This window comes from Muribaculum gordoncarteri (assembly GCF_004803695.1).
GTDB lineage: Bacteria > Bacteroidota > Bacteroidia > Bacteroidales > Muribaculaceae > Muribaculum > Muribaculum gordoncarteri.
Genome location: NZ_CP039393.1, coordinates 1,302,201 through 1,323,197, shown reverse-complemented (window position 1 = coordinate 1,323,197; position 20,997 = coordinate 1,302,201). Strand labels below are relative to the sequence as shown.

Below are 20,997 nucleotides of genomic sequence, written 5' to 3'. Positions count from 1 at the left end.
TTTCGGACTGCAAGGCCGGGCCTTGCGGTTTCGGGAAAAATCATCCTCGCTTCGCTCCGGTATTTTTCCCGAAAGCCTTGCATTACCGGAGTCGGCCGCTGTAATGCCCTTGTAGTTCATCGGACTGCCAAGCCCGGATATTCAATATAGAAAAGGAGGCCATTTACAGGCTCCTTTTCTATTTTCTGTGAGTGGGTATCTTATGTGTCGTTCTCCGGTATGTCATCGGAGGTATCTTCGTCATCGTCCATAATCTCGGTTTCAAGATCGAGGCTTAATTCATCTTTAAGCATCTGGTAATCGAAGCACAATGCCTTGGGGCGATTATACTTTACTCTTCGTACCTGCTGTCCGTTATCCTCCTGCATTATGACTTCCGGAACGGCATTCTGATTGAGAATGACAAATCTGTCCTGCTTGGTGCCGAGATAAGATTCATGCGACTTTAGGTATGATAATATCGTCGACCAGTTGGAACGGCTCGATGTCGGGTTATTGGAGCGTCCACGGAACAGTTCCGCCACGGCAGCCGTGTTGAGATACAGTATCGGGCGGGCTTCCTTGAACTCTATCTCGTTCTTGGAGTTGATGGCTCTGAACGTTCTCTGATACTTTATTCTGAAATGTGCCTTCTCGATACATCTGCCTGATGTCTGATACCCTTGTAGCGCATTCCAGAAATCAGACACCTCGGAGCTTTCCTTGGCGTATTCATTCTGATTGCGTACGCCTTTCAATGCCGTCTCAAACAGTTCGCTGTAACTGAACGGCAACTCAATGGCTGTTTCAAGTGTCCTGTAGGCTGCAAGTATGATGACCCAGTTGCCGAATATACGGTCATGGATTTTCTCTTCAGAAAGCTTTGATGAAAATTCTTTTTTGACTGCCGAATATACTTCCCTGAAGTTGTCGGCAAACAAATCCCGGTGATCCAGCAGTTGTAATGTCAGATGTGTGAGTCCGAGATTGGCGGTGGATATAAGGTCTTCGTATTTTTTCTTCTCCTGAAACGAGAATGACACTTTCGAGAAAGCGAGATATACCAGACGGGTATAGAGTGCCATGTCCGTGGTAGGTTTGTCCTAACCGCAGACAATAACCCCGGTGGATACTATGGTCTGTGCAGCCATGCCGTCCGTATTGGTGTTCTTCTTTGTTTGACCGCCGCCTCCCCAGAGTCCTTTGAGGAAGCCAATCTTTATATCATCGAGGTCATTCTTATACTCGTCGAACACCACAAGGGTATCGACTGCCTGCGAAACCCTGTCGTTCATCGCCGGAATGGATGTCACGCTCATATTGGGCGGATCTATTCCATGCAAAAAGAATGGCTGGAGGCAGGTAGCGAGCGAGGTCTTGCCGGTACCTTTCTCACCGAAGAGATTGAGAATCGGGAAATGCCTTGTCTGACGGTAGATAATGTCTCGAAAAAGAGTAGCGAGAAGGTAGCATATCGCAATCCGTGCCTGTTCTCCATACACCTCTATGAGCATTGCTGCGAAATCATACAGTTTGATACCATTGCGGTTCTCATGTATCATCAGTCGTTCAAACTGGTATATCTCGTCATTATCTCGGTACATCTTCGATGTCGCCGGTATATAGTATGCCTTGCCGTCGGCGCCCCTGACAATGCCGAGATTATCCACAGTACGGAATACTCCACCGTCATACAGTCCGTTACCAAAAGCGAAGAACTCCCTCTGGCTATCCCATCCAAGTTTCCTTATCCTCTGTGCCGTATCGGTCTTTTTATATATGTATTCCTTTACACGGTTGAGTTTGTCTATTTTCGCTTTCCACATGAAATAGCCCAGGGAGGCGGTCCTCTGCTGGAACTTGGTGAGGGAACACATCTCTGATTCACGAAGTTCTATATCAACGGTCTCATTGGCTATATTCCTTAGTTTGAAAAGTCTCGTGCCGTTGACTTCATCGGCTATGTGGAACAGCGGTTCCATGATGAAGTTGGACAACCGTACAGGTTCATCTTCTTCATCACCGATGGAATAGTAGCAGTTGTCGCGGATAAACTGCCCGAACTGACGCAGCAGCTCCACATCACGCTGTTGCTCGTCCATGGCAGATAGCTTCTCATGCTGCTTCCGGGCTTCATTTCTGACTATGTTGACGGCATCACGCCACTGTTTGGCTTTGCCGTGTATCTTTGACAGTTGTTCTATGCACTGGTCGAACACAAGCTGATCCCTGACATAGCGCAGCAGGGTGGCTATTTCCGATACGACATTTCTTTCCTCCATCATGGAACCTGCCTGAAAGAACCGTTTTTCGCCAAGCCAAACTATGAAATGCTTTTCTTTCAAAGATAAATAATCCTCCGGCATGAGGATAAAGCTGTCAGCGTCGTTCTTGCCGGGTTTCATTCGCGGTGCGTTTACCGGGACACCGTCAGGATATAGTTCCGACAAATCCTGTTCAGTCATAGGTACTTCGCTGAATGGAAGTTCCCTGACTGTCACATGAAGGCCCTTTTTAAGTGCCGTGACTCCGTTTGCCATCACAGCCTCGAAGCCCGGGCCGTATGGCTTGTTGTCGGCAACATCCGAGTCCGGGATAAAACATACCGATTCGGTTATTCTCTTCAGTTGTTCAAACTGGCTGTCGGTCATAGCCGTGCCGAGTGGCGCGACCGTGTTATCATATCCGATTGACTGCATACGCAGAGTGTCGGATGCGCCTTCGACTATGATAACATATTCTGACTGGCGGTTACGGGAAGCCCGGTCAATGCCGAACAATGTCTCTCCCTTCTCGTATATAAGTGATGTAGGGGAATTGATGTATTTTGGAACATTTACTTTGTCGCCAATGTATCTCGCGGTATATGCTATGATCCGGCCCCACCTGTTGCGGATGGGTATCATTATACGCTGGCGGAATGTCGCATATATACTTCCGTCCTTGCCGCGTGAATACATACCCAATTCAAACAGAATATCCTCCGGAATAGCTTTCCGTCGGCAGTATTCCATAAATCCCCTTTCGTTCTTAGGAGCATAACCGATTCCGGCTATGCTGTAAAAATCTTCTGACCAGCGGAATTTGAGATATTCAACTGCTTTACGCGACTCATCCGTCATGTTAACACGGATGGAGTCAACAAAAAATTTCTGTATAATATCCAGCGCAGCAAGCATGGACTCACGATGCCTGGCATCGGCTCTGTCTTCCTCTGTTCCGGCGGCTTCGCTCTCCTCAATGGGGATATTGTTATCATTGGCAATCTTCCTTACTGCCTCGATGAATGTAAGGTTCTCCTTTTCCATGATGAAGCTGATGGCATCACCTCCCCGCTGGCAACTGAAACAGTGAAATAGCTTTTTGACCGGAGAAACTGAAAATGACGGCTTGTTATCGGTATGAAACGGACATGAACCGATAAGCGAAGCCCCGCTCCTCCTGAGATTCACATAAGGTTTCAGCACATCGGCTATGTCCAGATCGCGGACTCTTTGGATAGTCTTGTCGCTTATCATAATTTGGCATGTAGATTCCAGCAGTCGATGATTGACTGCCCGGAATATTTCGGTCTTTGTTTGTTATCGGGATTGATTGGACTAATCAATCCGAGCAATCTGTATCTACGGAGGGTCTTACGGCTGATTCCAAGTTCCGCACAGGCTCTTTTCACACAATACACCCCAGCCGGATTGCAAGTCGGTGGTAATTCTCTCATGTCACACTGATTATTGGAAGCTCGTCGAGAAATATCGACTGCCCGGCCACCTTTCCCATAGCGGTCTTCGCCCACTCAGGAATACGGCAGCACATGTACTTCCAGTTGAAGAATGTCCTGCGGTTGACACCGGTAGCCTCGACAACCTCTGTCACAAATTTAACCCTCTGTCGTTCCGAGAGCAGATCGAGATATGCACAAAGTTGGTTGGCATCGCGGTGTTTTACATCATTAATGTGTTGCCCCATACCCACAACTGGTTATTTAGTCAAGATAATCCTGAACAGTTCTCTGTAGCATACGCAACTCGCAAGTGCGATATTCAACCTTTCCGGGTCTTTTTATCGGCTCTATTTTACCCTGACGTCTCCAACGCTCTACGTTGCGTCTGCCAAATACCTCGTATGCTTTTCTCTGGCTCAGGTATTCCGGGTCGTCATTGTCGTTTTTTAGCAATGCGACTACTCGGGAAGCCAAATCGTTAAGGAACGTCTCATACGGAATGAGATGGTCAAGAAATTGAAGTAATGCCATAGTAGTCTGTCTTTAGTCAAGCCATGCGACGGACTTCAATAGTCTGTGCAGCACGATTCGTTTTTGTCGTAAACTGACGATTATAAATTGCTCCGAGTTCTGAAGCCTGAGTGCGAACGCTCTTTAGCCGAGCGATGGGGAATGTGGCGGTATCGCCACCTTTCATTTCCACCAATGTGGGGCGGATTTTCTGGGTGTTCTCATTCATAGTTCCTTAAAAATCTTGTTTAATATTTGGTTGTTTGAGGATTAATGACTAATTTTGCGATTAGAATCAATCGCTGTTCTTGTAACGTAAAGTACAGCATTTTGGTTTAGATAAACAAATATTATGATAGCTAATTAGGAAATATTCGCTGTTTAATGTTTAATGTTTAATATTCAACTGAAAGAGGTCCATATCGGACAGGAGATTGACAAGCGCAGAGAGGAGCTTAATATGAGCAAATCCGAATTCGGACGGCTCATAGGGGTTCCTCAGCAACATGTCAATCGTATATTTGAAAAGGCGTCCATAGACACGGCAAAGCTCATTAAGATCAGCCGTGTCCTTGACTTCAATTTCTTTTCATTATATTGCGATATTCCCAATAATGTCTATGCTTACATGGCTGCTGTTGCCTTGGGTGACGGCAATGCCATGAATAATATAGGAGATGCCGCTCTTGCCTCCATCATAGAGCAGCAAAAGCTGAAAATCGAGGGCATGGAGGAGAGTAAGACCCTTCTTATCGACCAGATAAATGGTCTGAAGGATCAGATTTCTCAACTCAAATCGCAGCTCGATGATAAAAACGAGTTAATCAACATATACAAACAACGTGTAAATCAATGAATTAAAACTACTATACACCGACATTGCAGCCAATCTGTAAACGGTCAAAAATTGTTTACCAATTGTTTACCAATACAGGTTAAGTCATTAAGATTGTGTGCCATATACTAATGGCCCAGGCTGCAATTGAGGGATAATCGGAATATTCTGACAATCAGATAGATAGGCGATAAGCCCTTGATGAAAAAGGGGTTATCGCCTATTTTTTACGTACATAACGACACATCCCATGTGCAGTATGAACGGAAATGTTTAGAAATAGTTTAGAGTTTTTCAACCCGTGTTTAGAGCGATGTTTAGAGCCTGGTTGGCGGTTGTGGCGTTACTTTATGCTGTTTCCGAGGGTGTAGGCTTGCTGCATTGCCGGGTGGTTGGTCATTTCGCCGGGGCCCGATACTCCGCCGGCAAAAACGCTGCCTGCAAGTCGTGCATTCTCGAAGCAATCGATCCATCCTGTAATTCCCGCAACGGCGCGCGACGGAACATCCTCTTCGTCCTCGGCTGCGCTTGTCAGCACATATATGTCGCGAAATCGATAGTCGGATGTATATAGTGGATTGGCTCGGTCAAGAAGCGTTTTAAGTTGTCCGCTCATTTCGTAATAGTAGATTGGCGTTGCATAGACAATTATGTCAGCGTCATGCATTCGGGCTACTATCTGACGGCTGTCGTCATTGATTACACACTGTTGTGTCGCCTGACAGGCAAGGCATCCGCGACAGAATCTTATGTCTTTTCCGCGAAGTGACACAAACTCTACATTGTGACCCGCATCTACGGCTCCACGTGCAAATTCATTGGCAAGAGCTTCGGAGTTGCTGTTCAGGCGCAGGCTTGATGAGATAATGAGTATATTCTTCATGATGAAATTATAAATTGTTGGTCTGTAAAATCATATATAAAGTGTCGCCGAAATGGCTTCGGTGAGCCTAACCTTTTTGTTTGTTGAGAAGTTCAATAATCGCTTATTGATTCGCGTTGGTTATGAACTTTGCTGTCATTTCCGAAATGTCGGCAATTATATCCTCGGTATGCTCCATGTCGTAGTGTGAGTCGGCGATAAACACTGCTATGCTGTAGCGTGTTCCGTCGGGAAGATGCACGTATCCCGCATCGTTTACAGCCATGAGGCTACCATCGGGATTTACGAAACCGGTTCCCGTCTTGTGTCCTATTACCGCATTGGCTTCAATCAAAGGCTTGGCCAATCGTCCCTGACCGGTTTCGCATGACTCCATCAATTGCTTTATGCGTTTCGACAGCGTGTCGTTACATTGGAAGTCAAATGTCCACATCAGTTTGGCCATGGCTAGAGGGGTTGCTGAATTTTCGTAGCATCGCGACATATCGATGTGCATGTCGTCTTCGCTCCATTTGATTGTAACGCCTTCTATTCCGATTCCCGATACATATTCATTGGCTGAAGTGGCTCCGCCTATGCGGTTAAGCAAAATGTCCGATGCATTGTTGTCGCTTTGCTGAAGGGCATAGGTCAGCAATTCATCAAATGTGATTGACGCGGTGTCGACTTCGGCATATTTCTGCAGCATGGGGCTGTAGGTGTCGCGATGTAAATCGCCGGCTGTAACGAGGCATGAATCCGAGAAGTCGATGTCACGCATTCGGCAATATTCGGCCACGGCCATGGCGATTGGGAATTTATAAACGCTCAACATTGGAAATGCGTCATCGCCGTTGACCGATACCGAATACCGGCCGTTGACAAGTAGTGCAATTCCGATTCGGGCATTTTTATCGGCTATGTATTGGGTAAGCTTCTCCTTTAGCGGAGCGTAGGGATTTGATGGCGATTGTGGGATTTCGATTTTTTCGCCGAGAAAATGCGGTCGTTTCCCTACAAGCAGATCAAGCATCATCTTGTCACGGGCGAGCCATTCACGCAATGCAAGCCGCACTCTCACCAGCCGTCCGGCACGCAGGGGCGCAGCTATAGCCACTGCCTTGATGCCGCTTTTCTCAGCAAGATAGAGGGCACGTGCGTTATGGTCGGCCTGTGATATTATTGTCAATGAGTCGCAGCCGAAGACCTCCTTTGCTCTTACCACTGAGTCGAGAGTGCGGAATCCGGCATAATCAGGCACGATTGCATCCTCGGGAATTCCGTGAGCCATGAGTGAGTCCTTCATGGCCGTCGTTTCGTCATATTGTCGTGTGTGGTTGTCGCCGCTCACGATTATGTAATCAATCTTTCCTTGACGGAACAGCTCTACCGCAGTATTGATGCGGTTGGTGAAGTAGGAGTTAGGTGTGCCGTAACGGTTAAGCGGCGAAGTTCCGAGCAGTAGGGCCACGCGATTGTGCGGCAGGGCATCAATGTCGTCATATATTCGGTCGCGTGTGCTGCGTTCAACCACAATATTGGCAATGATGGTGAATAGGGTGACGACGACTGCAAATGTAGCCAACGATAATCCTATTCTGCGAAATATTATGTTCCTCTTATTATTCATGTGATAATGTGATAGCTTGATTGATGCTCAAAATTAATCGTTTCCTCGCAATAAATCAACTGAAAGATGTTTTTTTAACAACAAATTAGGTTGTGAAGATGAAAAATGTTAGATTTGTGCATTCGCTCTAATGCGATCTCCTTGCATGATGTTTCATAAATGGCTTATCATCTTAACAATAGGGCTTGTAGCTTCAATATCGGCAAATTCACAATCGGTGGATGAACGCATTGCCAATGCCATGAACGCGTCCGATTGGTTTGGCCTTGATTCGATATATGAGTCCACACCTAAGGATTCGATAAATCCGTTTTTGGAGGTGTTCTCACGTTGCCTCATAGGCAACCGTCTTAACCGCCCCGATGTTTCAATCCCGGCGTTTGAGGAGCTGTTCAATAATTATAATGAGTCGCTGGACCTTAATAACTATCTCAGTTCTTCGGTTATGTGGGCGATGGATTTAAGCCGGGTGGGAAAGAATAAGGAGGCCGCATCGCTGATGTCGCAAGTTATTGAACAGTCGTTACAATATCTTGACTCTGTGGCGGTCATGACCATGCGTAGCTATGAATCAAAATATAGGGAATTGTCGACATATCAACCCTATGCAATGTCGATAGATGGCGACGAAGGTGTTATCCCGTTTAAGTTGACACAAGTAGGTCGCACTGAGAAACCTGGATTGGCCATCGAACTTGAGCGATGCCAAGTCAACGGTCATGATGTCAAGCCAACTTTTGACACCGGTGCGGGAGTAAACATAGTCAATGATTCTATTGCCCGATTGTGCGGACTCATTTATCAGGAATCCGATGTAAACGTAATGGGCGTAGGGCGAAAGTCGGCTCGCCTTGCAATTGCAAAGGAGCTCGTTCTCGGAAATGTCACGCTGACCGATGTGCCATTTTATGTTGTCGACATGTCAACCGGAAACCGGGAGGCCGACAATTATTTATCGCATCTTGAACTAATAGTTGGAAGCGAACTGATGTTGGCGATTAAGGATTTGACTGTGGATTTTATAAAGCGCTCCATATCAATACCACGAGAGGCTGCGGTGCGTAGTGACAAACAGTCAAATATGTGTTTTTCTTCCCAGATGAATCTGTTGGTCAAAGGTGGTGTCGACGGGCGTCCGTTGCTTTTCAATCTTGATACCGGCGATGCATCCACCGGCATATTGATGCCTTCGTTCTATAAGCGTAATAAGGATTATGTATTGTCACATTCTGTTCCCGATACTATACGGCAGGCGGGGCTTGGCGGATGGATTAAGATAGAGGGTTTCAACCTTGAGAATCCGCTTATCAAACTCGGGAATAGCCAAGTACGCGGTCAATCTATTTTTGTGTGCGGCGACAATAGTTCAATACCCATGTTTGCCGATGATGTTGACTGTAATCTCGGTTTGCAATCTATAATCCTTTTCGACCGCATACGATTCAATATGGTCGACATGACATTGACTGCAATGCCCGTCAAGAAATCGGATGAGCTTAACCTTAATGCATCGAAAATAAAATATAATCATAAGCCGGAATATACTGACTGGCAAGCGGTAGGCATGCTCCTCTTTGGCGTGACAAAGCAACTCATCTACCCCTATTCAGTGGACAACCCCGATCTATAACCGTAGCTCCCTTAAATAATTAAATGTCCAATTTCGACATTTTCACTTGTTAATAAGATGTAGCTCACGCTCGTGTCGGGTGAATATGCTCAAAACAATAGTTTTATTCCGCTTATAATATTTTGCTTATATCCTGTCGATTATCTATATTTGCAATATAAACAAAAACGATAATAGCCAATGAAATAAAATTATTAACCAAGACATATTAAAAAGAGTGTTTCACTTTTTACTTGATGTATTCTGAAAAATCGCCAATTTAACAGATATAATCATCGCAGTATAAAGGAAATGCTTGCATCTAAATAGGTGTGGGCTTTTCTTATTTGCTTGATTATAAGTGTTTGGCGATACCTTCAGAATAGCAATAAGTATCATCATACATACCCTTACTGAATAATATGCTTTCTGAAAATGCAGAAATAAATCTTCAGGAGGCACAGATTCTTACTCTTAGCAAAGAGGGTGAGAAAGACATTTATAGGATAGAAGTATAATTATAATGGATGAAGGATGCTCCGAATATATTTCAATAATCTCAAGCATGAGAGATATGTCACTTTTATATAACTCAAAGCAATTATTGAAACGCATCATACAAATTGAGAATCTTTATATGAAATTCATTCTAACAGTCATTGCACTTACTCTTATTATTATCTCAATAGAGTTGGCTGATAGAAATAGATATTGCGTGGTAGATTTTCTGCATGGTACTGTTGATATAGACGGAACTGTAGAAGTATCTGGAAAAATTGACACATACGAACAGAATACTGTGATAGGCCGAGGATTTAATCCGTAAATACTAAATGTATGGATGAAGATGCCCCGAATATAATTGTAGCTCTAATAGGCATTGGAATATGCTACTTAGTTGTTCCATTGATAATGGTATACCGGAGAGGATATTTTATTAATTTCAGTGAAAGGCTTGAATGGATTAAGAACATCCTCAATAGGAAGAATGCTTATCTCCCTGAAGAATGGACTGTTATAAAAATCAGACCCTTTTCTGCATTTGAAAAGTATCAGATACAGAAAGTTGTAGTGAAATTCATGCCTGAAAATAGGGATGGATATTGGGCTGTCATAATTCTAAATAGTGGAAAGCACAGGCTTTTCAAGCTTGTAGAGAATGGAGGTTATTGGATTGATGATGAAATACATAAAGACAATATACTTATTAGGACTTGTCAGAAAGGAACTAAATATAAGTACGACATTTCAATAATCATTAGTGGAATGTCGAAATTTAATAACCAGTAAATTATATAGTTATGAATTTACAATACAACCCCGTAATGATAGGTATAATTAAATACGTTTTTTTATTATAATATGTCTATCAGTTGAGTCTTATGATCATCACACCGGAGCATACTGCTATTTATTATATGGATTAGATGGATTATCAACTTATGATCTATTGTTTTTAATTGTGGTTATGATAATATGCTTAAATTTTCCAAGATCTAATCACATAACAAATAAGACAATTAGGCGTACAGAAATAATAATATATTTGTTGAGTTTTCTAATATTTATTTTTTATGCACCATTTACCATTGAACATTGCGGTATACGTTATTATACAATTAAACCATATTTCAGATGGTTGTATTATTTAACAGACTTAATTCATTTCATTTTAGACTAAAAAAATTAAAATTGTTGTCATATCATGAAGATGGGATTAGATTATAATGATGCCAAAAAGCATACGCCTTATTCTCCGTGGAAATAAATAATGAATTTTAATAGGAACTGAAATATTCAATATAATTTTGATGTCTCAATAATAAAATAGATATGAAGCTGAAAAAAATAATTAAAATCACGATATTCTCATTTTTAATCTTGCTTTTGAGATGACCAGGATTCCGGATATAAATTCATGCTATGAAATACAGATTTTGACTTGGTCTGAACATTTATCCAACTGAAATCATTAACTTTGTAATCATATAGAAGAAATAGTATGCACCTCATCAATGACAACATAAAGAAGCTTTTTGCCTTGTGCCGGAAGTACAAGGTGAGGAAGTTATATACCTTTGGGCCTATACTTACCCAAAAATTCAATGAGCAGAGCGATGTTGACATCCTTGTGGACTTTAATTCTGAAATAGACCATAATACTTATGCTGACAACTATTTTGAATTCTACTATGCCTTGAAAGCCTTATTTGGAAGGGATGTGGATTTAGTTGATGAGTCAGCAGTTAAGAACCCTTATTTCAAGGAGGAACTTGAAGAAACAAAACATCTGATTTATGGATAGGAAATTACAGAAATATCTGTCAGACATTCTTTCTTCAATCTTGGAGATAGAGTCATTCTTGGAGGACAGACCAAATGAATATGCCACTTTCTGCAATGACACCATATGAAGATGTGTTGAAAGGAACATTGAGATAATGAGAGAGGCTATGAACCAAGCTTTGAGAATTAATCCCAATCTTCCAATCACAGCATCAAGAAAGGTAGTGGATACAAGAAACTTTGTAATCCATGCCTATGACTCTTTGAAACCAGACATCCTTTGGGGTATTGTAGTTAACCATATGCCATTACTCAAACAGGAAATAGAAGCTCTCTTGAATGGATGAAGAAGTGGAAAGTATAGGCTTTTCAAGCTTGGAGATAATAAAGATTATTGGATTGATGATGAAATACATAAAGACAATATACTTATTAGGACTTGTCAGAAAGGAACTCAATATAAGTATGACATTTCAATAATTGATTGATATGAAAATAAATAGGAAATATAAAATAGCTATTTTAAGCATTGTCGCTATGCTTATTGGCGGCGTAGCGGTTACTATTACATGCTTTTCCATTGTGGAGAAAAATGCGGATGGCAGATTGTACTCTGATGCAACAGAGATTCCTTATAATAAAGTGGGGCTATTTTTGGCTACATCGCCAATCACTCCCGGGGGAGCTCACAACTACAACTTTGACAATCGTGTAAAAGCTGCTGAAGAATTATATAAGGCCGGTAAAGTTGACTATATAATCGCCAGTGGCGGCGACTACACTCAAACAGAAGATAACGGATGTGACGAACCGCAAGCCATCCTCGATTCTCTTATAGTAAGAGGTGTTCCGGCAGATAGAATAATATTGGATTATGAGGGTACACGAACTCTCAATTCTATTGCAAAAGCAAAACAGGTTTATGGGCTTGACAGTTTGACACTGATTTCACAGAAATATCATAATGAACGCGCTATATATCTCGCTGAAAAATATTGCATACATGCTATAGGATATAACGCCAATCCATCGCCAATAGTCCACAGTCAGATAAAAAATACACTTCGTGAATACCTTGCCCGCGTCAAGATGTTCATCGACATTTACACTGGAAAAGCCTCTTGAAATGATATAAAATAAAATACGACCGTTGACGGGGTGTCGACGGTCGTATTTTTATGTTGATTGATACGGATATTACTCCATCAGCTTGCGATAGCGGCGGCGAGGCGGTTCTTTGCCTCCGTTGCGGGCTTTCTTGTACTCTTCATAGTCGGAGTAGGAGCCTTCGTAGAACACTACATTGCCTTCGCCTTCAAACGACAGAATGTGGGTGCATATTCTATCGAGGAACCAGCGGTCGTGGCTGACAACCACCGCACATCCGGCAAAGTCGTCAAGACCTTCCTCAAGGGCACGAAGCGTGTTGACATCGATGTCGTTGGTAGGCTCGTCGAGCAACAGCACATTACCTTCCTCCTTCAACGCCATGGCGAGATGCAATCGGTTGCGTTCGCCTCCCGAAAGCACACCGATCTTCTTCTCCTGGTCGGCTCCCGTGAAGTTAAACTTCGACAGATAGGCTCGTGCGTTGACATCGCGACCTCCCATACGGAATGTTTCGGTGCCTTGCGAAATCACTTCATAGACTGTCTTTTCAGGCAGCAGGTCATGGTGAGTCTGGTCGACATAGGCTATTTTGACAGTTTCACCCACATCAAATGTTCCGTTATCGGGCGTTTCCTGACCCATGATAAGACGGAATAGGGTAGTCTTGCCGGCGCCGTTAGGGCCGATTACACCGACTATGCCGTTGGGCGGAAGCGAGAAGCTCAGATCGTTGAACAGGCGCTTCTTTCCGAATGCCTTGGCAAGTGATGTAGCCTCGATCACTTTCTGACCAAGACGCGGGCCGTTGGGAATGAATATCTCAAGACGCTCCTCGCGTGCCTTTTGGTCTTCGTTGAGTAGTCGGTCGTAGGAGTTGAGTCGGGCCTTTCCTTTGGCCTGTCGTGCTTTGGGAGCCATGCGCACCCATTCAAGCTCGCGCTCAAGAGTCTTGCGACGCTTGCTGGCCTGCTTCTCCTCCTGAGCCATGCGCTTTGTCTTCTGCTCAAGCCATGAAGAGTAGTTGCCCTTCCAGGGTATTCCTTCGCCACGATCAAGCTCAAGAATCCATCCTGCAACATGGTCGAGGAAGTAACGGTCGTGGGTAATGGCGATTACCGTACCGGGATATTGCTGCAGATGCTGCTCGAGCCAGTCGATCGACTCGGCATCGAGGTGGTTGGTAGGCTCGTCAAGCAACAGCACATCAGGCTGCTGCAATAAAAGGCTACACAAAGCCACACGACGGCGCTCACCTCCCGAAAGGGTCTTGATAACCTGATCGTCGGGCGGACACTGAAGCGCATCCATTGCACGCTCAAGCTTAGAGTCGATATTCCATGCATCGGCGGCGTCAAGCTTGTCCTGCAATTCCGACTGACGGGCAATGAGTGCGTCCATCTTGTCTGGGTCGTCAAGCACATCGGGATCGCCAAATGCCTCGTTCACCTTGTCAAATTCGGCAAGCAGATCCATTATGGGCTGAACGCCTTCGCGAACAACCTCGATAACCGTCTTGTCGGGATCGAGTTGCGGATCCTGTTCAAGGTATCCCACCGAATATCCCGGCGAGAATACAACTTCGCCCTGATAGCTCTTGTCGAGGCCGGCGATTATCTTGAGCAGCGATGACTTACCGGAACCGTTAAGACCTATGATTCCTATCTTTGCGCCATAGAAAAATGACAGATATATGTTCTTTAAAACTTGTTTTTGAGGGGGATAGATTTTGCTCACTCCCACCATCGAGAAGATAATTTTCTTATCGTCAGCCATGTCGTTACAGGTTGATTGTTATGATTAATTATTTCTTGGGGGCGTAACGCACCGGATAGTCGCAGCGTGTCTTGCCGGTCACTATGCGGTTGAGTTTACCCTTGATCAATTGCTTGCGTATGGGCGAAATGTGGTCTATGTACATCTTGCCTTCGAGATGGTCACATTCATGCTGCACTATACGTGCCAGGAATCCGGTTATCTCCTCTTCGTGGGGCTCGAAGTTTTCATCGACCCACTTAAGGCGTATGTGTTCGATGCGAGGCACAGCCTCACTCAGGTCGGGCAGGCTGAGGCAGCCTTCGTCGCGCGTTATGGTTTCGCCGTCGAGCACCTCCACTTCAGGATTTATTAATGTGAACTTGCGGTCGGCACATTCGGGGAAATGTTCGGCAAAGGCATTGCTGTCGATCACCACGATGCGGTCGTTGCGACCTATCTGGGGGGCGGCCAGTCCTACACCGTCGGAACCGTACATCGTTTCCCACATGTCGGCGACGAGCTTTTTGAGCTCGGGATATTCGGGCGTTATCTCAGCCGATTCACGGCGAAGCACCGGGTGCCCGTAAAGATATATCGGTAATTTCATTATTGGTTATATGTTTTGCTTTGAATGTAGTCGTTTAATATTATCGTAGCAGCCATCTCGTCGACAATCGCCTTGTCGCGTCGACGGCTTTTGCGCATGCCTGAGTCGATCATGGCCCTATGAGCCATTGTCGAGGTGAATCGTTCGTCCCAGAACACGATTGGAATCTCTTCGGGTATCGCCGAGCGCAGCTTGCTTATGCCTGGCGTGATGTAGCGCATCGACTCCGACGGCTCGCCTCGCAGGGTAGTGGGCTTTCCCACAACTATTTCGTCGACCTGCTCCGAGGCAATATACCGCTTCACCCAATCGATGAGTTCATGGGTCGACACCGTTGTAAGTCCCGTGGCGACAATGCGCAACGTATCGGTCACGGCTATGCCGCAACGTTTTCGTCCGTAATCTATTGCCATTAATCGTCCCACGATACAAAGTTACTCATAATCCGTCATTCACGCAAAAAAGCATATATAAAATCGACAGCTTCACGGCGTGTCGCATACTTGCTTTTGGATAAGTGATACGGAATGATTATTTTTGCAAAAAATAGTAATCATGTCAGGAATAGCTAAAACCAATGCAGCAAGGCTGCTTGACAAGGCCCGGATTGCCTATGAGTTGATTCCCTATCGGGTCGATGAGAACAATCTTGCCGCCGACCATGTGGCCGAAGAGTTGGGCGAGGACATAAACAGGGTGTTCAAGACCCTTGTGCTTCACGGCGACAAGTGCGGATACTTCGTGTGTGTGATTCCGGGTAACATGGAGGTCGACCTTAAAGCCGCCGCCAAAACGGCCGGTGCAAAGAAGGTCGAGATGATTCCGATGAAAGAGTTGCTCCCGCTCACCGGTTACATTAGGGGAGGATGTTCACCCATAGGGATGAAGAAGGCATTTCCTACATATTTCCACTCCACGGCACTTGATTACGACTTCATCTATGTAAGCGCAGGGGTGAGAGGCCTGCAATTCAAGGTATCACCCGGCGACCTGATAGGCTACGTTAAGGCAACGGTGGCCGACATCGCCACACCAATGACTGAATAATTATGAATACATTTGGCAACATATATCGCCTGACTACGTTCGGCGAATCACACGGCCCCGCTGTGGGGGGGATAATCGACGGAATGCCGGCCGGCATAGACATCGACCTTGATGCCGTGCAGCATCAGCTCAACCGTCGCCGTCCGGGACAATCGACAATCGTGACGGCCCGCGATGAAAAGGACCGTGTAAAGATTCTGAGCGGAATGTTTGACGGAAAGACAACCGGAACACCTATCGGATTCATTGTCGAGAACGGCGATCAACATTCAAGCGATTATGAGAATATGCGCCACACATTCCGTCCGTCGCACGCCGACTATACCTATACCACAAAGTACGGGTTGCGTGACCATCGTGGAGGCGGCCGCTCGTCGGCAAGAGAGACGATTGCCCGCGTGGTGGGAGGCGCATTTGCCATGCAGGCTCTTGAGCGACTCGGCATAAGCATACACTCCTATACATCGACCGTGGGCGACTTGTCGCTCTCCGCCGATTATACAAAATACGATCTCTCGACAATCGACAGCAACGACGTGAGGTGCCCCGATGCTGAAATGGCCGCAAGAATGCGGGAGCTGATACGCAAGATAAAGGGCGAAGGTGACACCATAGGCGGCATTATCACTTGCGTCATAACGGGTGTGCCGGCGGGACTCGGCGAACCGGTGTTCGGCAAGCTGCATGCAATGTTCGGAGCTGCCATGCTCGGCATCAATGCCGTGAAAGGATTTGAATACGGAATGGGATTTGCCGGTGTAAGCCACCGAGGCAGCGAGATGATCGACCGTTTTGTCACCGATGCCAACGGAAAAGTGTCGACTACAACCAACAATTCCGGCGGGATACAAGGCGGAATATCCAATGGCGAAGACATCTATTTCAGAGTTGCGTTCAAGCCTGTGGCCACACTGCTGCAAGAGGTGCCTACGATTGACGATTCGGGAAATCCCGTGGTGCTGAAGGCGCGTGGTCGTCATGATCCCTGTGTATTGCCGCGTGCCGTGCCAGTGGTCGATGCAATGGCGGCTATGACTCTGCTCGACGCCTATCTGCTAAATAAGGCCACTCGCCTGTGATTGCTCCCCATGGCTGAAGCTTATCGTGACTATGCCGACTTTCTCGCCGAGCACTTCGACGGGAAGGTACAGAAGATTTCCATAAACGCCGGATTCTCATGCCCTAACCGTGACGGCACAGTGGGCAGGGGAGGGTGTACCTACTGCAATAACCAAACGTTCAATCCCGACTACTGCAAGCCGCAGCTGTCGGTAGCGGAACAGATTGAGAAAGGAAAGCGATTTTTCAGCCGCAAATATCCGTCGATGCGCTATCTGGCCTATTTTCAGGCCCATACCAATACATTTGCTGAAATAAGCCGACTTTCGGCTCTCTATGAAGAGGCTTTGGCGCAGCCCGATGTCGACGGATTGATAATAGGAACCCGGCCCGACTGCATGCCCGATGAACTGCTTGACTACCTGTCGCGACTTAATGAGAATCACTTTGTGATGGTGGAGTATGGCGCTGAATCGTCGTGCGAATCAACATTGAAGCTGATTAACCGATGCCACTCCTGGAACGACACCGTTGATGCCGTTAACCGCACTGCCGATGCCGGAATACCGGTAGGGCTGCATCTCATCTTAGGACTTCCCGAGGAGAACGATGACACCATCATGTCGACAATCGATGCAGTGTCGCAATTGCCCGTCGATACCGTTAAGCTGCATCAGCTTCAGGTAATAAAGGGCACGAAACTTGCACGCGACCTCGAGGCACGGCTGTACACTGTGCCCGGTTACACGGTCGATGAATATATTGATCTATGTTCGCGAATTGTTGCACGGCTGAATCCCTCCATAGCAATAGAGCGGTTTACGAGTCAGTCGCCTGCATCCCTGTTGATCTCTCCGCAATGGGGACTAAAAAACTACGAGTTCACCCACAAGCTCAACTCCTACCTCAAAACCAAAGGCATCAGGCAGGGCGACCTGTTCAATAGGTGATTTTGTCATTCTTGTCGACCCACATCTCAAATGCTTTTATAGCGCGTTTGCTATTGACATGTATGCAAGGTATGGCGCGTTCCACCGGCGGCTTGTCGAGTTGCTGATAGATGAACTTGTCACTAAAATTGATTCGGTCGGCATCCTCTTTGGTGTTTCCGTAGTATATGCGTTTCACGCCTGCCCAATAGAGTGCGCTAAGGCACATGGGGCACGGCTCGCAAGAACTGTACACAACGCATTGGTCGAGCTTGAATGTCCCCAGGGCCGCACACGCATTGCGTATGGCGTTCACTTCGGCATGGGCTGTAGGGTCGTTGTCGCGTGTCACGGAATTCACCCCGGTCGCAATGACAGTGCCATCAAGCACTATCACTGCACCGAAAGGCCCTCCTCCTTCGCTGACATTGACTTCGGCCAGTTCGGCCGCCATGTCCATGAACATTTCATCGACAGTTGTCAAGGCATTGAATTTATCCATAAATAAAAATGTTGAGTTGATATAGCTATAACACTCCTGTTCATGGATTTGTTAAATCGGAGGCAAAGATTTGTCGCGTCGTGATGCGTGGCGTTTGAGCCTTTTCAATGCGTTTCGATGTCGCTTTTTGTTGGTGTCTTTAGGCGTGGATTTGGCTATCTGAGGCGGGTTTGCAGCAATCGGTTCAGTTTCCGGCTCGGAGCTGCAAATATTGGGAGAATTATGAATTTTTGACGATTTTTCTTTCATGTCGGAGCTTCTGACCGCTCTTTTTCGGTCGCGTGCCATGCGGCTGTTTTGTCGTGCGATATATCGGCGGCGTATTGTAGGCATTATCAACATGAAGATGGCTCTCGGCACACCTTCGCTTACATCAATCACGGTCAAATCGCGCTGATAAGCCTCGATTGCATTGTATAACTCGTCCTGATAGTGCTTGGGTAATCGTATAATGGCATCGGTCCATTCCTTGTCAAATTTAAACTTGGGGCCTCGCTTGTTGTGTGATGTTTCCATATATCAATTTTATTTTTCGACAAAGATAATGCATCGCATAACCCGATTTCACCCCATAATGTCGCGAATGAATTCAAAATATTTATTAAATTCGCATAAATCAAAAATTAGCTACATCCTGAATTGCCGCATCAATGTTGGCCGATATGCAGCAATTGTTATAAGGTGAATGATGAAATCATTGTCGAGCGATTGATAAAGAAATATGGCAAGTCACATTGATTAGCTGCTCCGGTATTAATGATTTATTTCCTTTGATTGCTAATTTTAGCTATTTTTGTAAAACCATTTACGATTACATTCGATTATATATTGTATGGAAACAACATTAAACGGATATCTGCAAAGCTCCGTGCGAAAGAATTGGGAAGAGCTTGCTCTCACCGATTTCAACGGAGTGTCATTTCAATATCGCGACATAGCGCGTAAAATCGCCAAGCTTCATCTTCTGTATGAACAGGCCGGAGTGAAACGAGGCGACAAGATTGCCTTGTGTGGCAAGAACTCCTCACAGTGGGCTGTCGCATTCCTTTCGGCAATAACCTACGGAGCTGTGGCTGTGCCTATTCTGCATGAGTTCAAGGCCGATAACATACATCACCTTGTAACCCACAGCGAGGCAAAGCTCTTCTACACCGATGATGCAATATGGGAGAATCTCGACCCCGATTCGATGAACGGTCTTGAGGGTGTAATAAGACTTCACGATTATTCGCTGATAATGTCGCGAAACAAGCGTCTTACCAATGCCCGAGAGCATCTTAACGAGATATTCGGCAAGAGGTATCCCGAGCGATTCACTCCCGATGATGTCGTCTACTACAAGGAGAAGAAGGATGAATTGGCGTTGATAAACTACACCTCGGGCTCGATGGGATTCTCCAAGGGCGTCATGTTGACCTACAACAACCTGTGGAGCAACATTCAGTTCACAATCGACGGTCTTACTTTCCTTAATCCCGGCGATGGAATAGTGTGCATGCTTCCGCTTGCTCACATGTACGGCCTCATAGTGGAGCTGCTGCATCCGCTGGTAAAGGGGTGTCACGTTTACTTCCTTACCCGAATGCCCTCGCCGAGGGTTATCCTTGAGGCGTTTGCCACGGTGCGTCCCAAATTGATTGTGACGGTTCCGCTGATTATCGAAAAGATAGTGAAGACCAAGGTGTTCCCGCTGCTCGACAAGCCGTTGATGAAGCTGTTGATGCACATTCCCGTCATAGACGACCGACTGCTTGAGAAGATAAAGACTCAGCTCATGGGCGCATTTGGCGGAAATGTACAGGAGATAATCATTGGCGGTGCCGCGCTTAACAAGGATGTGGAAACATTCCTCCGTCGCATCAATTTCCCCTATACGGTGGGATATGGCATGACCGAGTGTGCTCCTCTTGTAGCTTATGCTCAATGGGACAAGCAGCGTCCCGGCTCGTGCGGACAGATTGTCGACCGAATGGAAGGCCGCATCGATTCACCCGATCCCGAGCATATACCGGGCGAATTGTGGGTGCGCGGCGACAATGTAATGAAGGGATATTACAAGAATAAAGATGCTACCGATGCCGTGATGAAGGACGGTTGGATGAATACGGGCGACCTTTGCACTATGGATTCCGACGGATTCATTTACATAAGAGGCCGCAACAAGAACATGATTCTCGGCCCGTCGGGACAGAACATATATCCCGAGGAGATTGAGCAGAAGCTGAACAATATGCCTTATGTGGCCGAATCGCTTGTCGTAGACAGCGACGGACAATTGGCGGCATTGATCTATCCCGATCTCGAGCTCGCAACCAAGCAGGGCATTCACACCGATACGCTCAGCAAGATAATGGACGACAACATAGCGGCTCTCAATAAGGATTTGCCGGCCTATTCACAGATTCGTAAGGTGAAACTCTATAACGAAGAGTTTGAAAAGACACCTAAGCGGTCGATAAAGCGTTATCTCTACCAGCATGCCAAGTGATGCTAAGAGCCGGTTCGACAATAAATGTTAACGGCTCTAAGATAAAGGATTACGGGGCGTGACATTCA

Annotated in this window: 21 protein-coding genes and 1 pseudogene; 11 read left to right on the top strand and 11 right to left on the bottom strand. The window is 45.9% G+C overall.

The genetic code is table 11. The annotated features are described in order from the left end of the window. Positions 1-200 precede the first annotated feature (200 nt). The 4 genes and pseudogenes from dnaG to E7746_RS05710 form a co-directional block, all read right to left on the bottom strand. Positions 201-3,497, bottom strand: a pseudogene (dnaG, locus tag E7746_RS05730) (DNA primase). Positions 3,498-3,693: 196 nt separating this feature from the next. Beyond that, positions 3,694-3,945, bottom strand: a complete 252-nt coding sequence (locus E7746_RS05720) for a hypothetical protein (RefSeq protein WP_136410150.1) — start codon at positions 3,943-3,945, stop codon at positions 3,694-3,696. 16 nt (positions 3,946-3,961) lie between these two features. Next, complete coding sequence (locus tag E7746_RS15225) at positions 3,962-4,231, bottom strand: hypothetical protein (RefSeq protein ID WP_136410149.1); 270 nt, start codon at positions 4,229-4,231, stop codon at positions 3,962-3,964. Positions 4,232-4,247: 16 nt separating this feature from the next. Further along, complete coding sequence (locus tag E7746_RS05710) at positions 4,248-4,439, bottom strand: hypothetical protein (RefSeq protein ID WP_136410148.1); 192 nt, start codon at positions 4,437-4,439, stop codon at positions 4,248-4,250. Between the two features lie 162 nt (positions 4,440-4,601). Here E7746_RS05710 and E7746_RS05705 point away from each other — a divergent pair, with 162 nt between their 5' ends. Then, positions 4,602-5,066, top strand: coding sequence for a helix-turn-helix domain-containing protein (locus E7746_RS05705; protein ID WP_136410147.1), 465 nt, complete (start codon positions 4,602-4,604; stop codon positions 5,064-5,066). A 322-nt stretch (positions 5,067-5,388) separates the two neighbouring features. On the opposite strand, the gene E7746_RS05700 is transcribed toward E7746_RS05705, so the two are convergent. Next, positions 5,389-5,928 (bottom strand): flavodoxin family protein, encoded by a 540-nt coding sequence (locus tag E7746_RS05700; protein ID WP_136410146.1) that lies wholly within the window; start codon positions 5,926-5,928, stop codon positions 5,389-5,391. Positions 5,929-6,031: 103 nt separating this feature from the next. Continuing rightward, positions 6,032-7,537, bottom strand: coding sequence for a class A beta-lactamase (gene bla, locus E7746_RS15080; RefSeq protein ID WP_168184311.1), 1,506 nt, complete (start codon positions 7,535-7,537; stop codon positions 6,032-6,034). Positions 7,538-7,754: 217 nt separating this feature from the next. Here bla and E7746_RS05690 point away from each other — a divergent pair, with 217 nt between their 5' ends. The 6 genes from E7746_RS05690 to E7746_RS05665 all read left to right on the top strand — a co-directional run bounded on the left by E7746_RS05690 (position 7,755) and on the right by E7746_RS05665 (position 12,557). Continuing rightward, positions 7,755-9,167 carry a retropepsin-like aspartic protease gene (locus E7746_RS05690; RefSeq protein WP_168184310.1) on the top strand — a complete coding sequence of 471 codons (1,413 nt, stop codon included), beginning with the start codon at positions 7,755-7,757 and terminating at the stop codon, positions 9,165-9,167. Positions 9,168-9,669: 502 nt separating this feature from the next. After that, positions 9,670-9,972 carry a hypothetical protein gene (locus tag E7746_RS05685; RefSeq protein WP_168184309.1) on the top strand — a complete coding sequence of 101 codons (303 nt, stop codon included), beginning with the start codon at positions 9,670-9,672 and terminating at the stop codon, positions 9,970-9,972. An 11-nt stretch (positions 9,973-9,983) separates the two neighbouring features. Beyond that, the gene (locus tag E7746_RS05680) at positions 9,984-10,436 is read left to right on the top strand and encodes a hypothetical protein (protein ID WP_136410143.1); all 453 of its coding nucleotides are present in this window, start codon (positions 9,984-9,986) and stop codon (positions 10,434-10,436) included. A 712-nt stretch (positions 10,437-11,148) separates the two neighbouring features. Further along, positions 11,149-11,451, top strand: a complete 303-nt coding sequence (locus E7746_RS05675; protein ID WP_136410142.1) for a nucleotidyltransferase family protein — start codon at positions 11,149-11,151, stop codon at positions 11,449-11,451. A 127-nt stretch (positions 11,452-11,578) separates the two neighbouring features. Next, entirely contained in the window at positions 11,579-11,779 is a 201-nt protein-coding gene (locus tag E7746_RS15220) for a HepT-like ribonuclease domain-containing protein (RefSeq protein WP_347280447.1), read from the top strand. Between the two features lie 142 nt (positions 11,780-11,921). Continuing rightward, the gene (locus tag E7746_RS05665; protein ID WP_238337343.1) at positions 11,922-12,557 is read left to right on the top strand and encodes a SanA/YdcF family protein; all 636 of its coding nucleotides are present in this window, start codon (positions 11,922-11,924) and stop codon (positions 12,555-12,557) included. Positions 12,558-12,629: 72 nt separating this feature from the next. Here E7746_RS05665 and ettA read toward each other — a convergent pair whose 3' ends face one another. From ettA to ruvX, 3 genes are read right to left on the bottom strand one after another with little or no spacing between them, the layout of a single operon-like run. Beyond that, complete coding sequence (gene ettA, locus E7746_RS05660) at positions 12,630-14,315, bottom strand: energy-dependent translational throttle protein EttA (protein WP_136410141.1); 1,686 nt, start codon at positions 14,313-14,315, stop codon at positions 12,630-12,632. A 28-nt stretch (positions 14,316-14,343) separates the two neighbouring features. Then, on the bottom strand, positions 14,344-14,904 hold the full coding sequence (def, locus tag E7746_RS05655; RefSeq protein ID WP_136410140.1) for a peptide deformylase: 561 nt from the start codon (positions 14,902-14,904) through the stop codon (positions 14,344-14,346). Next, positions 14,904-15,329 (bottom strand): Holliday junction resolvase RuvX, encoded by a 426-nt coding sequence (gene ruvX, locus E7746_RS05650; RefSeq protein WP_123396758.1) that lies wholly within the window; start codon positions 15,327-15,329, stop codon positions 14,904-14,906. Before ruvX ends, def begins: the two co-directional genes overlap by 1 nt. A gap of 130 nt (positions 15,330-15,459) precedes the next feature. Here ruvX and ybaK point away from each other — a divergent pair, with 130 nt between their 5' ends. From ybaK to E7746_RS05635, 3 genes are read left to right on the top strand one after another with little or no spacing between them, the layout of a single operon-like run. After that, the gene (gene ybaK / locus E7746_RS05645; protein ID WP_136410139.1) at positions 15,460-15,951 is read left to right on the top strand and encodes a Cys-tRNA(Pro) deacylase; all 492 of its coding nucleotides are present in this window, start codon (positions 15,460-15,462) and stop codon (positions 15,949-15,951) included. A gap of 2 nt (positions 15,952-15,953) precedes the next feature. Next, positions 15,954-17,030, top strand: coding sequence for a chorismate synthase (aroC, locus tag E7746_RS05640; protein ID WP_202877170.1), 1,077 nt, complete (start codon positions 15,954-15,956; stop codon positions 17,028-17,030). A gap of 9 nt (positions 17,031-17,039) precedes the next feature. Then, the gene (locus E7746_RS05635; protein ID WP_136410137.1) at positions 17,040-17,960 is read left to right on the top strand and encodes a TIGR01212 family radical SAM protein; all 921 of its coding nucleotides are present in this window, start codon (positions 17,040-17,042) and stop codon (positions 17,958-17,960) included. Here E7746_RS05635 and E7746_RS05630 read toward each other — a convergent pair. Next, positions 17,950-18,441 carry a nucleoside deaminase gene (locus tag E7746_RS05630; RefSeq protein WP_136410136.1) on the bottom strand — a complete coding sequence of 164 codons (492 nt, stop codon included), beginning with the start codon at positions 18,439-18,441 and terminating at the stop codon, positions 17,950-17,952. The two genes, E7746_RS05635 and E7746_RS05630, sit on opposite strands and share 11 nt — an antisense overlap. A 51-nt stretch (positions 18,442-18,492) precedes the next feature. Beyond that, positions 18,493-18,957 (bottom strand): DUF6291 domain-containing protein, encoded by a 465-nt coding sequence (locus E7746_RS05625; protein ID WP_136410135.1) that lies wholly within the window; start codon positions 18,955-18,957, stop codon positions 18,493-18,495. Between the two features lie 316 nt (positions 18,958-19,273). Here E7746_RS05625 and E7746_RS05620 point away from each other — a divergent pair, with 316 nt between their 5' ends. Further along, positions 19,274-20,929, top strand: a complete 1,656-nt coding sequence (locus tag E7746_RS05620; protein ID WP_136410134.1) for an AMP-binding protein — start codon at positions 19,274-19,276, stop codon at positions 20,927-20,929. The last annotated feature ends 68 nt before the right edge of the window (positions 20,930-20,997 follow it).